The 12229-nt window shown below is 71.7% G+C and carries 13 protein-coding genes and 1 riboswitch; of the genes, 9 read left to right on the top strand and 4 right to left on the bottom strand.

Features of this window, described 5'->3' with window-relative positions; all coding sequences use genetic code 11:
* Positions 1-55 precede the first annotated feature (55 nt).
* Positions 56-148, top strand: a riboswitch (SAM riboswitch).
* 262 nt (positions 149-410) lie between these two features.
* From F8A92_RS05725 to trpB, 4 genes are all read left to right on the top strand, one after another.
* Positions 411-887 (top strand): flavin reductase family protein, encoded by a 477-nt coding sequence (locus F8A92_RS05725; RefSeq protein ID WP_228389239.1) that lies wholly within the window; start codon positions 411-413, stop codon positions 885-887.
* A gap of 38 nt (positions 888-925) precedes the next feature.
* Positions 926-2017, top strand: coding sequence for a dimethylsulfone monooxygenase SfnG (sfnG, locus tag F8A92_RS05720; RefSeq protein WP_153504194.1), 1092 nt, complete (start codon positions 926-928; stop codon positions 2015-2017).
* Between the two features lie 124 nt (positions 2018-2141).
* Positions 2142-2666, top strand: a complete 525-nt coding sequence (locus F8A92_RS05715; protein ID WP_228389238.1) for an OsmC family protein — start codon at positions 2142-2144, stop codon at positions 2664-2666.
* A gap of 65 nt (positions 2667-2731) precedes the next feature.
* Complete coding sequence (gene trpB, locus F8A92_RS05710) at positions 2732-3940, top strand: tryptophan synthase subunit beta (protein ID WP_153504193.1); 1209 nt, start codon at positions 2732-2734, stop codon at positions 3938-3940.
* A gap of 73 nt (positions 3941-4013) precedes the next feature.
* On the opposite strand, the gene F8A92_RS05705 is transcribed toward trpB, so the two are convergent.
* The 3 genes from F8A92_RS05705 to F8A92_RS05695 all read right to left on the bottom strand — a co-directional run bounded on the left by F8A92_RS05705 (position 4014) and on the right by F8A92_RS05695 (position 7407).
* The gene (locus F8A92_RS05705; RefSeq protein WP_153504192.1) at positions 4014-6353 is read right to left on the bottom strand and encodes an ATP-binding cassette domain-containing protein; all 2340 of its coding nucleotides are present in this window, start codon (positions 6351-6353) and stop codon (positions 4014-4016) included.
* Positions 6354-6459: 106 nt separating this feature from the next.
* Positions 6460-7134 (bottom strand): Crp/Fnr family transcriptional regulator, encoded by a 675-nt coding sequence (locus tag F8A92_RS05700; RefSeq protein WP_153504191.1) that lies wholly within the window; start codon positions 7132-7134, stop codon positions 6460-6462.
* A 45-nt stretch (positions 7135-7179) separates the two neighbouring features.
* Entirely contained in the window at positions 7180-7407 is a 228-nt protein-coding gene (locus tag F8A92_RS05695; RefSeq protein ID WP_153504190.1) for a hypothetical protein, read from the bottom strand.
* A 188-nt stretch (positions 7408-7595) separates the two neighbouring features.
* On the opposite strand from F8A92_RS05695, the gene nth reads away from it, so the two are divergent.
* The 5 genes from nth to F8A92_RS05675 all read left to right on the top strand — a co-directional run bounded on the left by nth (position 7596) and on the right by F8A92_RS05675 (position 11307).
* Positions 7596-8363, top strand: coding sequence for an endonuclease III (nth, locus tag F8A92_RS05690; RefSeq protein ID WP_153504189.1), 768 nt, complete (start codon positions 7596-7598; stop codon positions 8361-8363).
* Positions 8364-8454: 91 nt separating this feature from the next.
* Positions 8455-9057 carry a TlpA family protein disulfide reductase gene (locus F8A92_RS05685; RefSeq protein WP_228389247.1) on the top strand — a complete coding sequence of 201 codons (603 nt, stop codon included), beginning with the start codon at positions 8455-8457 and terminating at the stop codon, positions 9055-9057.
* Positions 9054-9704 carry an NUDIX hydrolase gene (locus tag F8A92_RS05680; RefSeq protein ID WP_228389237.1) on the top strand — a complete coding sequence of 217 codons (651 nt, stop codon included), beginning with the start codon at positions 9054-9056 and terminating at the stop codon, positions 9702-9704. Before F8A92_RS05685 ends, F8A92_RS05680 begins: the two co-directional genes overlap by 4 nt.
* Positions 9701-10123 (top strand): cupredoxin domain-containing protein, encoded by a 423-nt coding sequence (locus F8A92_RS18550; protein WP_194291375.1) that lies wholly within the window; start codon positions 9701-9703, stop codon positions 10121-10123. The genes F8A92_RS05680 and F8A92_RS18550 overlap by 4 nt, the downstream gene beginning before the upstream one ends.
* Positions 10120-11307, top strand: coding sequence for a MarP family serine protease (locus tag F8A92_RS05675; protein WP_194291374.1), 1188 nt, complete (start codon positions 10120-10122; stop codon positions 11305-11307). The genes F8A92_RS18550 and F8A92_RS05675 overlap by 4 nt, the downstream gene beginning before the upstream one ends.
* On the opposite strand, the gene F8A92_RS05670 is transcribed toward F8A92_RS05675, so the two are convergent.
* Positions 11298-12218 carry an alpha/beta fold hydrolase gene (locus F8A92_RS05670; protein ID WP_153504186.1) on the bottom strand — a complete coding sequence of 307 codons (921 nt, stop codon included), beginning with the start codon at positions 12216-12218 and terminating at the stop codon, positions 11298-11300. The two genes, F8A92_RS05675 and F8A92_RS05670, sit on opposite strands and share 10 nt — an antisense overlap.
* Between the last annotated feature and the right edge of the window lie 11 nt (positions 12219-12229).

Below are 12229 nucleotides of genomic sequence, written 5' to 3'. Positions count from 1 at the left end.
GTGACGACGATCGCGAGACAGTTGACCGCGGGGCGGATGGCGTGCTCGAATATGCGCACCATCCAGAGCGGCTGAGAGATCTGGCTCGACGACGCCGCAGCAACCACCCCGATCTCGGGACAGGTGCTCACGCCAGGATCGATGGAGGACTCCATGCGCCACACCGCCCCGCCGCGGTCGCACCATCCGCACCTGCGCATCTTCGTGGACCTCATGCGCCGCGGCGTCGGCGACTGTTGCTGACGCCCGCCTAGCACCGCCTCCGTCTCTCGCGCGCGCCGCGCGCCGCCTTCTTCTCGGTTCGATCGCCTACCCGGCGGTCGATCCTCGCGCATCATCTTCACGTCTGGTTCCGAATTCCCATGTGCATCGCCTGCCCTCCCGCCTCCGTCCGCCCCTTCGAACGCGCCGTGGCCCGCTCGGTGTTCCGCCGCGCCGCCTACCCCACCTGGATCATCACCGGCTCCACCGACGACGGCCCCGTGGGCTTCACCGCGACCTCCGTCGTCTCGGTCTCCATGGAGCCACCGCTGGTGAGCTTCAACCTCAGCCGGACGTCGTCGTCGATCGGCGCGATCCGCCGCGGCGACCGGATCGCCGCGCACCTGCTCGACGCCGCGCAGACCGACCTTGCCGGCCGGTTCTCGCGGGACCCCTCCGCGCGGTTCCCCGACGACGGCAGCTGGCGACCGGACAGCAACGGCCTGCCGGCGCTCACCGACACCTGCGCCCGCCTGGTCCTCGTCGTCCGCGAGCTGGTGGAGGCCGGGGACTCGTACGTCGTGCTCGCCGCCGTCGAGAAGGGCTCGGTCAACTCGGCGGTCCCGCTGCTGCACCACCGCGGCGCGTTCACCCCCGGCGACCGCCTGCTCCCGTCCGCCTCCTAGCCCAGCCGCTTTCCCATCATGAAAGGGATGTCATCCTCATGACCTCCGCACCCCTGCACTTCGCCTACTGGGTCCCCAACGTCTCCGGCGGCCTCGTCGTGTCGAACATCGAGCAGCGCACCAGCCACAGCCCGGCGTACAACATCGACCTGGCCCGCACCGCCGAGCAGGTCGGGTTCGACTACGCGCTCACCCAGGTGCGCTACCTCGCGTCGTACGGCGCGGACGCGCAGCACGAGTCGGTCAGCTTCTCGCTGGCGCTGCTCGCGGCCACCGAGCGGCTGAAGGTGATCGCCGCCGTCCACCCGGGGCAGTGGCCGCCGCACGTGCTCGCCAAGCTCGCGGCCACCGCGCAGGAGACCACGAACGGCCGGTTCTGCCTGAACGTCGTCTCCGGCTGGTTCAAGCGCGAGTACACCGACCTCGGGCTCGACTGGCTCGATCACGAGGAGCGCTACCGGCGCAGCGAGGAGTTCATCGAGGTGCTCCGCGGGCTGTGGGACGAGGACGGCTTCACCTACCGCGGCGACTTCTACCGCACCCGTGACGTCACGTTCCGGCCCCAGCCGAAGGTGGCGCCCGAGGTCTTCCAGGGCGGCAACTCGACGTCCGCCCGCGCGATGGCGGCCCGCCTGTCGGACTGGTACTTCATGAACGGCAACACCGTCGACGGCGTCCGCGAGCAGGTGCTGGACGTCGGGGCCCAGGCCGAGCGCAACGGCCACCGCGTGCGGTACGGGCTCAACGGCTTCGCCGTCGTCCGCGACACCGAGGCGGAGGCGACCGCGGTCGTCGAGGAGATCATCGCCAAGGCGGACGTCGACAAGGTCAACGACTTCGGCGCCGCCGTGCAGCAGGCCGGTCAGGCGACGTTCGACAGGAAGGGCATGTGGGCCGACTCGGAGTTCAAGGATCTCGTGCAGTACAACGACGGGTTCCGCACCGGCCTCATCGGCACGCCGGAGCAGGTCGCGCGGCGCATCATCGAGTACAAGAAGGCCGGCGTCGACCTGCTGCTGCTGGGCTTCCTGCACATCCGCGAGGAGGTCGAGCGATTCGGCCGCGAGGTCATCCCGCTGGTCCGCGAGCTCGAGGCCGACCTGGATCGCCAGCTCGTCGCGACCCCGTAGCCAAGGATGGTCGGCGGCCCGGCCGCGGGCCGGCGGCCGCCCCTAGACAGATGCCGTCGACTTTGGCACGTTGACCAGCACAGCGGTGTACGCCGCTCCGAGCCGAACATTGACAGGAGCATCCATGTCCTCGACCGAGCTGATCGACCCCGTCGCCCTGCGTGGCCGGCAGAAGCCACTGAAGGACGCCTACCGCGAGGACCCGGCGTCCGCGATCGTGGTCAGCACGGCACGCGCCGTCATCGACCCCGACAGCCTCTCGGCGACCGTCTCGACGTGGGCGGGCGACGTCCGCGCCGGGTTGCACCCGGCCGCGGGCGGCGACGGCTCGGAGGCCTGCTCGGGGGACATCCTGCTGGAGGCCGTCGCGGCCTGCGCGGGCGTTACGCTGCGCTCGGTGGCGGTCGCCATGGGGGTGCCGTTCCGCAGCGCCGAGGTACGCGTGCGCGGGACGTGGGACGCGCGCGGCACCCTCGGCGTCGACCGCGCGGCGCCGGTGGGCCTCACCGACATCGTGCTCGAGCTCGACATCGACTCGGACGCCGAGGACAAGACGATCGACAAGCTGATGGAGCTGACCGAGCGGTACTGCGTGGTCGCGCAGACGCTCGCCGAGCCGCCGACGGTCACCTTCACCCGCGCCGGATAGCCGGCGCGCCGCGCGGGAGGGCTCCCGGGCGCCGGCGGCCCCGAGGGTGCCTCTAGCATCCGGGGATGACCTCGTTGAGCCATGCAGACACCGACGGATTCTTCGGCGAGTACGGCGGGCGGTTCCTGCCGCCGCACCTGGAAGCCCCGATCGCGGAGGTCGCCGCGGCGTACGCCGAGGCGCGGCAGGACCCCTCGTTCATGGAGGAGTACGCCGCGCTGCTGGCCGACTACGTCGGGCGGCCGTCTCCGCTGTTCCTCGCCCGCCGGCTGACCGCGGAGTTCGGTGGCGCGAAGATCTACCTCAAGCGCGAGGACCTCAACCACACCGGCGCGCACAAGATCAACCACTGCCTGGGCGAGGCCCTGCTCGCCAAGCGGATGGGCAAGCGGAAGCTGCTGGCCGAGACCGGCGCGGGCCAGCACGGGGTCGCCCTCGCGACCGCGGCCGCCATCCTCGGCCTCGAGTGCGAGATCCACATGGGCGCGATCGACGTGGCCAAGCAGCACCCGAACGTCGTCCGGATGCAGCTGCTCGGCGCCACCGTGGTGTCGGTGACGGACGGCGGCGCGTGCCTGAAGGACGCCGTCGACTCGGCGTTCGGGGTGTTCGCCGCCGACTACGCCGACACGTTCTTCGCCATCGGCTCGGTCGTCGGTCCCGACCCCTACCCATCGATGGTGCGCGACTTCCAGTCGATCGTCGGCAACGAGGCGCGCGAGCAGATCCAGCTCAAGGAGGGCCGGCTGCCCGACGCGCTCGTGGCCTGCGTCGGCGGCGGGTCGAACGCGATGGGGCTGTTCTCGGCGTTCCTGAACGACCCGTCGGTCGCGATGTACGGCGTCGAGCCGTCCGGCAAGAGCCTCGACGTCGTCGGCGAGCACGCCGCGACGATGACGCTCGGCTCGACCGGCACGCTGCACGGGATGAAGACGCTGATGCTGCAGGACCACGAGGGCGAGCCGACCGCCGTCCACTCGATCGCCTCGGGCCTGGACTACCCGGGCGTCGGGCCGCAGCACGCCCACCTGAAGGACGTCGGCCGCGTCCAGTACGTCACCGCCAGCGACGCCGACACGCTCGCGGCCTTCCAGCTGCTGTGCCGCACCGAGGGCATCATCCCGGCGCTGGAGAGCTGCCACGCGATCGCGCACGCCGTCCGGCTCGCGCCGACGCTGAGCACCGACGGGATCATCGTGGTGAACCTCTCCGGCCGCGGCGACAAGGACATCGACTACATCGCCGACCGCCTGGGGATGTCCGCCCCCGCCTGAGCAAGCAAGCCGTTCTGCGGGGCAGTGGAGCACGGTAATCCGCCGATAGCGTGCTCCGCTGCCCCGCAGAAGGTCAGCGCGCGACGTAGTCGGCGAGCGCCTTGCCGGTCAGCGTCTGCTTGCGGCCGCGCAGCGCGACCATCTCGGACGGCGTCCCCTCGAAGACCACCGTGCCGCCGTCGTGGCCCGCGCCCGGGCCGATGTCGATGATCCAGTCGGCGTGCGCCATGACGGCCCGGTTGTGCTCGATCACGATCACCGAGCCGCCGTCGTCGACCAGCTTGTCCAGCAGCGCGAGGATCCGGTCAACGTCCGCCAGGTGCAGGCCGCTGGTGGGCTCGTCGAGCACGAACACCGACGCCGGCTCGGCCATCGCGATGGCCAGCTTGAGGCGCTGACGCTCGCCGCCGGACAGCGTGTTCAGGGGCTGCCCGAGCTTGAGGTAGCCCAGGCCCACGTCGACGAGCCGCCCGAGCATGGTCGCGATGGTCTTCGCCGTGAACAGCGCCGCGGCGTCCTCGATGCTCATGTCGAGGACGTCGACGATCGTCCTGCCGTGCAGGGTGTACTCGAGCACCTCGTCGGCGAACCGGCGTCCTTCGCAGACCTCGCAGGTGCGGCCGGTGTCGCCCGGGATGACCGGCTCGGTGAACACCAGCCCGAGTCCCTTGCACTCGGGGCAGGCGCCGTCGGAGTTGGCGCTGAACAGTGACTCCTTGACGCCGTTGGCCTTGGCGAACGCCTTGCGGACGTGGTCCAGGACGCCGGTGTAGGTGCCGGGGTTGGAGCGCCGCGAGCCGCGGATCGGCGACTGGTCGACGAACGAGACGCGCTCGTCGCGGGGCAGGTTGCCGTGGATCAGCGAGGACTTCCCGGAGCCCGCGACGCCGGTGATCACCGTCAGCACGCCGAGCGGGACGTCGACCGTGACGTCGCGCAGGTTGTTGGTGCTCGCCTTCTCGATGTTCAGGGCGCCGGAGGGCGAGCGAACGGCGCTCTTGAGCGCGGCCTTCTGCGACAGGTACTCGCCGGTGCGGGTCCCGGCGTCCTTCAGGCCGGCCAAGGGGCCGGCGTACGTCACCTCGCCGCCGTTCGCGCCGGCGCCCGGCCCGAGGTCGACGATGTGGTCGGCGCGTTCGATGACGTCGGGCTTGTGCTCGACGACGAGGATCGTGTTGCCCTTGTCCCGCAGCGCCTCGAGCAGGGTGATCATCCGGGTGATGTCGTGCGGATGCAGCCCGATCGTCGGCTCGTCGAACACGTAGCTGATGTCGGTGAGCGCCGAGCCGAGATGGCGCACCATCTTCACCCGCTGCGACTCGCCGCCGGACAGCGTCGCAGACTCGCGGTCCAGCGACAGGTAGCCCAGCCCGATCTCGGTCATCCCGCGGAGCAGCTCCCGCAGCCCGGCCACGATCGTCGCGCAGCCGGGAGCGTCGAGGTTCTCGAGCCACGCCAGCAGCTCGGAGACCTGCATGCGCGACGCCTCGGCGATCGTGGTGCCCGCGACGGTCGCGGTGCGGGCGGCCTCGTTCAGGCGGGTGCCACCGCAGTCCGGGCAGACGCCGAACGTGGCGATCCTCGCGACGTACGCCTTGATGTGCGCCTGCTTGGGAGGACGCTCCTTGCTGAGGAACGTGCGCTCGATGCGGGGGATGAGGCCCTCGTGGGTGAGGTTGATGCCGCCGATCTTCACCTTCGTGGGCCCGGCGTGCACCAGCCACTGCCACTCCGCCTCGGTGTACTCGGCGAGCTTCTTGTCCGGATCGAGCTTCTCGGACTCGCCGTACAACCGCCATCCCCAGGTGCCCGGGCCGAACCCTGGCGCGAGGATCGCCCCCTCGTTGAGGGTCTTGCCGCGGTCGACGATCTGGTCCAGGTCGAGCGTGGAGACCTTGCCGGTGCCTTCGCAGGTCGGGCACTGGCCGCCGGTGACGCTGAACGTGCGGTGCTCGCGGGTGCCGTCCGACTTCTTCAGCACGCCGCTCCCGCTCGCGGTGGCCACGTTGAACGAGAAGGCCATCGGCGACCCGACGTACGGCTCGGACAGCCGGCTGAACAGCATCCGCAGCAGGGTCGCGGCGTCGGTCGCGGTCCCCACCGTCGAGCGGCTGTTGGCGCCCATCGGCTCCTGGTCGATGATGATCGCCGGGCTGATGTTCTCCATGCGATCGACCTCGGGACGAGCCAGCTTCGGCATGAAGCCCTGCACGAACGCCGGGTAGGTCTCGTCGATCATCCGCCGCGACTCGGCCGCGATGGTGCCGAACACCAGCGACGACTTGCCCGAGCCGGAGACGCCGGTGAACACGGTCAGCCGGCGCTTGGGGATGTCGACGTCCACCGACTTGAGGTTGTTCTGGTGCGCCCCGCGCACCCGGATCCGGTCGTGGCTGTCAGCGGCGTGCGCCATCGGGACTCCTCGATTAGGGGTGCCTACGAATTCTGCGGGGCAGCCGGTGACGCTATCGAGCCGATAGCGTCACCAGCTGCCCCGCAGGTCGTCGTTATCCGGAGGGTCAGCGGGCGCGACGCGCCAGCCGCTCCTTGTCCAGGATGATCACGCTCTTGCCCTCGAGGCGCAGCCAGGACCGCTGCGCGAAGTCGGCGAGTGCCTTGTTCACGGTCTCGCGGGAGGCGCCGACCAGCTGGGCGAGCTCCTCCTGGGTGAGGTCGTGCGTGACGCGGAGGTTGTCGCCCTCCTGCTGGCCGAACTGCTTCGAGAGGTTCAGCAGCGCCTTGGCCACGCGGCCGGGGACGTCGGTGAAGATGAGGTCGGCGACGATGTTGTTCGTGCGCCGCAGCCGGCGGGCGATGACCCGCAGCAGCCGCTCGGCGAGGTCGGGGCGGTCGGTCAGCCACGGACGCAGCGCGGCCTTCGGCAGCCGCGCCACGCGGACGTCGGTCAGCGCGGAGGCGGTCGACGTCCGCGGACCGGGGTCGAACAGCGAGAGCTCGCCGAACTGGTCGGACGGTCCCATGACGGCGAGCAGGTTCTCGCGGCCGTCGACCGACTTGCGGCCGATCTTGACCTTGCCGGCGAGCACGATGTACAGGCTGTCGCCCTGCTCGCCCTCCTTGAAGATGACCGATCCGCGGGCGAGATCGAGGAACTCGAATGATCGTGCGAGCGCTTCCTGGGCCTCTTCGTCAACGCCCTGGAACAAGCCTGCCCGGCCTAGTACCTCGTCCACGTGTCCTCCTGTGTTGATGCGGGCCGCGCCCGCGGGTGTTTCGGGTTAATCGTCCTGGTTCTTGCGGCGCGCGATGCGACCGCGCCACCGATCCATCGCCTTGCGGAGTCCGCCGGAGATGATGTTGTCGACGTCCTCTTGCTTGGCATGGTCGAGGAAGCGTTCGACTTCTTCCGGGTCGTTCGCCCGGCGCAGCGGCGCCTCGACCTTCTCCATGAATAGCAGGAACAACAGCAACCCGAAGGGGAAGAGGACGACCAGTAGGGCGGCCACTCGACCTCCTTCTCGTGCGTCTCGTCAGGCCCAGCGGCAGGCCTCACAGTGATCTTGAACAACTGTAGTGACCATTTTGCCGCATGTGCACGCGTGAACAAAGCAACTTGGCCCGGGGCGGAAACGAGCCGCGCGCCACACTCGCGCCACACACGACGGCTGTCGGACGCCGGACCTAGGCTGGCTGCGTGACCGACCACGCACCGCAGACCGCACCGAATCCGCCTCGGCGGCGCCGCAGCGCCGCGCAGTGGGCCGCCGAGACGCCGCTGGCCCGCACCCGACGGGCGCGCGCCATCGACCGCGAGCTGACCGAGCTGTACCCCCAGGCACACTGCGAGCTCGACTTCAGCACGCCCCTCGAGCTGTCCGTGGCGACGATCCTGTCCGCGCAGTGCACCGACAAGCGGGTCAACCAGGTCACCCCCGCGCTGTTCGCGCGCTACCCGGACGCGGCGGCGTACGCCGGGGCCGACCGCGCCGAGCTCGAGGAGATGATCCGTCCGACCGGCTTCTTCCGCAACAAGACGTCCTCGCTGATCGGGCTCGGCCAGGCGCTGCTCGAGCGGCACGGCGGCGAGGTGCCCCCGCGGCTGGACGACCTCGTGAAGCTGCCGGGCATGGGCCGCAAGACCGCCAACGTGGTGCTCGGCAACGCGTTCGGCGTGCCCGGGCTGACCGTCGACACGCATTTCGCCCGGCTGGTGCGGCGCTGGGGTCTGACGTCGCTGGAGGACCCGGTCAAGATCGAGCACGCGATCGGCGAGCTGATCCCCAAGCGCGACTGGACGATGTTCAGCCACCGGGTGATCTTCCACGGCCGCCGGATCTGCCACGCCCGCAAGCCCGCCTGCGGGGTCTGCCCGCTCGCGCGGCTGTGCCCGTCGTACGGCGAGGGTCCCACCGAGGCCGCGGCGGCGGCGAAGCTGGTCAAGACGGACGCCGACTTCCGCTAGCGGACGCGTTGCCCGGCCGGGGACGTCGTCCCCCGAGGGCGGCCGGCACCCCGGGCGCCCGGCGCCGCGCGGGTAACCTGGTGCCGTGCGCATGAGGGTCCTGGCAGCGGTGGCGAGCATCGCCGTGCTCGCCGGCTGCGGGGCGGAGGGCGCGGGCGGCGGCGCACCGGCGTCGGTCCCGCCTGCCGCCAAGGCGCCCCCCTCGGAGTTCACCGTCGGCTGCCCGGCATTCGGTGCGCCCGCCGCGAAGGGCGCCGGCGGGGCGAAGAACGGCGCGCTGCCCGCGGTCTCGCTCGAGTGCCTCGGCTCCGAGGGCGACCCGATCACGCTCAACGGCACCCCGCCCGGCCCGACGGTCATCAACCTGTGGGCATCCTGGTGCGCGCCGTGCCGCGCCGAGATGCCGATCATCGAGAAGCTCGCGCAGCAGGGCCACGGCACCGTTCAGGTGCTCGGCATCGCCACCGGTGACGCGCGGTCCGCGGCGACCGCGTTCGCGGTCGAGTTCGGCATGACCTTCCCCAGCGTGCTCGACCCGAAGAACAAGGTCGTGGGCGCCCAGGGCCTGCAGGGCCTCCCCGCGACGCTCTTCGTCGACGGCTCCGGTGACGTGGTCTACGTGCACCCCCTGCCGTACAAGTCGTACGACGAGCTCGCCTCCGACGTCGCCGAGCACCTCAAGGTGACCCTGTGACGGCCCACGAGGCACCGCCGGCGTACCTCGGCCGGCTCATGCACAAGATCCAGACGGTCACCGCCGACGACATCCACCGCTTCAGCCCGCCGTCCAGCGGTGTCGCCCGCCGTTCGGCGGTGCTCATCCTGTTCGCCGAGAGCGACGACGGCCCCGACGTGCTGCTGACCGAACGCGCCTCCCGGTTGCGCAAGCACTCCGGCCAGGTCGCCTTTCCCGGCGGCTCGATCGACCCGGAGGACGCCGACGAGTACGCCGCCGCGCTGCGGGAGGCCCGCGAGGAGGTCGGGCTGGACACCGACGTCGTGTCGATCCACGGGCGGATGCCGGACCTCTACATCCCGGTGACCCGCTTCGCGGTCGCGCCGGTGATCGGGACGGCGCCGGAGGACTACACCCTCGGCGCGCTCGATCCCGGGGAGGTCGAGCGCGCGACGCGGGTTCCGCTGTCGATGCTGGCCGACCCCGACCTGCGCTACACGGTGACCGCGCCGACGGGCTACCGCGGTCCGGCGTTCGTGGTGGCCGACCTCTTCGTGTGGGGGTTCACCGCCAACGTCGTCGACTCGATCCTGCGCCTCGGCGGCTTCGCGCGCGAGTGGGACCGCGGGCGCACGATCCCGCTGCCGGAGCGGTTCCACCGATGAGGCGGTGGCGTCGCGGCCGGGGCGCGGCGGTCGCCGGTGTCGCCCTCCTCGCGGTCACGGCGGGATGCGGCGGCCAGCAGCCGGGTGCGGCACGGTCGTCGGCGTCCCGCTCGGTCACCGTCGAGGCCGACGGCACGCAGGTGATCGCTCTCGGCGAGACCGACCAGTACCGCTTCACCCCCGAGGAGCCGCACGTGCATCCGGGGCCGGTGCGCATCGACTTCCGCAACACGTCGACCACGAACACGCACAGTCTCGCCTTCAAGCCCGGCGGCCCCACCGCGGAGATCCCGTTCGTGAACCCCGGCGAGAAGAAATCGATCAAGTTCGATATCCAGACGCCGGGCGAGTATCGGTTCTTCTGCACCTTTCACGAGTCGCTCGGGCAGCGCGGCGTGCTGGTGGTCGACCCTTCGTGACCGGTCTGGTCGTCGACGCCGTCGCGGTCGCCGTCGTCGTCACCCTCGCCGCGTTCGGGTTCCGCAGCGGCTTGCTGCGCGCCGGTTCGGCGCTGGCCGGGCTGGTGGTCGGGCTGGCGCTCGCCGTGCCGGTGGTCGGCTACGTCGGTCGCCGCATCGAGTCGCCGGCCTGGCGGCTCGCGGCCGTGCTCGCGGTGCTCGTGGTCATCGCCAACCTGGGGTACGTGGCGGCCCTGGCGCTCGGCAGCCGGCTGCGCTCCCGCGTGAAGCGGCGCCTCGCGCAGGGCGTCGACCGGGCCGCGGGCGGGGCGCTCTCCGCGGTGCTCGGGGTGCTGCTGGTGTGGATGCTCGCCGTCCCGCTGGCGTCCTCTCCGATCCCCGGCGTGTCGCAGGCGGTCCGGGGGTCGGTGCTGCTGCCCGGTATCGACGCGGTCATGCCGCGGTCGGCCCGGGCGCTGTACGACGCCATCGACCGGGCGCTGCAGGCGCAGGGCCTGCCGGACGTCGTCGGGCCCATGCAGCAGACCAACGTCGCGGACGTCGCGGCGCCGGACGCCGCCGCGTCGGCCGATCCCGAGGTGGTCGCCGCCGGCGGGTCGGTGGTCAAGGTGGTGGGCGAGGCGCCGAAGTGCTCCCGGATCATCGACGGTTCGGGCTTCGTGTACGCGCCCGGCCGGGTGGTCACCAACGCGCACGTGGTCGCGGGGACGTCGTCCCTGCAGGTCGAGGCGTCGAGCGGCACGCATGACGCGACCGTGGTGTACGTCGACGAGCACCTCGACCTCGCCGTCCTCGACGTGCCCGGCCTGTCCGAGACTCCGCTGCCGCTGGAGCCCGTCGGTCGGGAACCGGGCGAGGACGTCGTGGTGGCCGGGCATCCGCGGGGTGGCCCCCTGGAGCTGACGGCGGCGAGGGTGCGCGCGACCGGCCCGGTGACCGGGCCGACGTTCCGCGGCGACGCGCTCACCACCCGCGACGTGCTGATGCTGCGCGGCCGCGTCGTGCCGGGCAATTCCGGGGGACCGGTGGTCGATCTCGACGGGAAGGTGGTCGGCGTGGTCTTCGGTGCGGCGGCCGACCAGCCGGATGTCGGCTACGCGCTGAGCGTCGCCGCGGTGAGCGACGATCTGGCCGCGGCGGCCGCGGCGCAGCAGCCGGCCGCCACCGGCGCCTGCTACCCGTAGGCGCGCAGCCAGCCGACCAGCTCGTCGGTGACGGTCGCCGGTTGCTCCTCGGCCGGGAAGTGGCCGCAGTCCGCCAGCAGCCGCCAGCGGTAGTCCGCGGAGGTGTAGGCCTGGGCCCCGTCGGCCGTGCGAGGCAGCACGCACGGGTCGTCCGCGCCGTGCAGCTGCAGCACCGGTGCGTCGGCCCGCCGGCGCAGCGACTGCACGAACGCCAGGCCGTCGGGACGCATGAGCGAGCGCACCATCCAGCGGAAGTACTCGGCCGCGCCGTACGCCGCCTGCGGCACGCAGATCGCCGCCCGGTAGAGCGCCACGGCGTCCGCGAAGTCGCTCGTGACGCGCCAGGGGCCGGCCCACGACGTCATCAGGTCGGCGATCTTCGCGCCGTGGTCGTGCACCAGCCGCGCCTCGGGCAGTCGCGGCGGCTGCGCGGCGAAGATGTAGGAGGAGGCGCGTCGCTGCGCGTCGGCGAACACCATCTCGCGCCGCCAGCGGCGCGGGTGCGCCGTGCCGAGCACCGCGAGCCCGCGCACCATGCCGGGGTGCAGCGCGGCCATCGTCCAGCCGATCATCCCGCCCAGGTCGCTGCCGACGATGTAGGCGTCCGAGCGCCCGAGCGCCCGCACGAGGCCGGCGATGTCGCCGGCCGTCGTGACCGGGTCGTACGGACGCGGGGGCTTGTCGCTGGCGCCGAGGCCGCGCAGGTCGGGGGCGACCACCCGGAAGCCGGCGTCGGCGAGGGCGGGGATCTGGTGGCGCCACGCCCACCAGAACTGCGGGAAGCCGTGCAGCAGCACCACCAGGGGTCCGCGTCCGGCCTCGGCCACGTGCAGGCGGACGCCGTTGGCGGTGATGTCGCGATGGGTCCACGGACCGGGCAGCAGCAGGTCGTTCGGCTCGGTCGGGGTCATGCGCCCGCCGG

This window comes from Cumulibacter manganitolerans (genome assembly GCF_009602465.1).
Classification (GTDB): Bacteria; Actinomycetota; Actinomycetes; order Mycobacteriales; family Antricoccaceae; genus Cumulibacter; species Cumulibacter manganitolerans.
The sequence above is the reverse complement of the archived record's forward strand: the minus strand, read 5'-3'. Positions and strand labels throughout refer to the sequence as shown.

Bases quoted from the DNA above. Each gene is read 5' to 3' on its own strand.
- sfnG (WP_153504194.1), top strand. From the start codon at position 926: ATGACCTCCGCACCCCTGCACTTCGCCTACTGGGTCCCCAACGTCTCC.
- F8A92_RS05715 (WP_228389238.1), top strand. From the start codon at position 2,142: ATGTCCTCGACCGAGCTGATCGACCCCGTCGCCCTGCGTGGCCGGCAG.
- trpB (WP_153504193.1), top strand. From the start codon at position 2,732: ATGACCTCGTTGAGCCATGCAGACACCGACGGATTCTTCGGCGAGTAC.
- F8A92_RS05705 (WP_153504192.1), bottom strand. From the start codon at position 6,353: ATGGCGCACGCCGCTGACAGCCACGACCGGATCCGGGTGCGCGGGGCG.
- F8A92_RS05685 (WP_228389247.1), top strand. From the start codon at position 8,455: ATGAGGGTCCTGGCAGCGGTGGCGAGCATCGCCGTGCTCGCCGGCTGC.
- F8A92_RS18550 (WP_194291375.1), top strand. From the start codon at position 9,701: ATGAGGCGGTGGCGTCGCGGCCGGGGCGCGGCGGTCGCCGGTGTCGCC.
- F8A92_RS05670 (WP_153504186.1), bottom strand. From the start codon at position 12,218: ATGACCCCGACCGAGCCGAACGACCTGCTGCTGCCCGGTCCGTGGACC.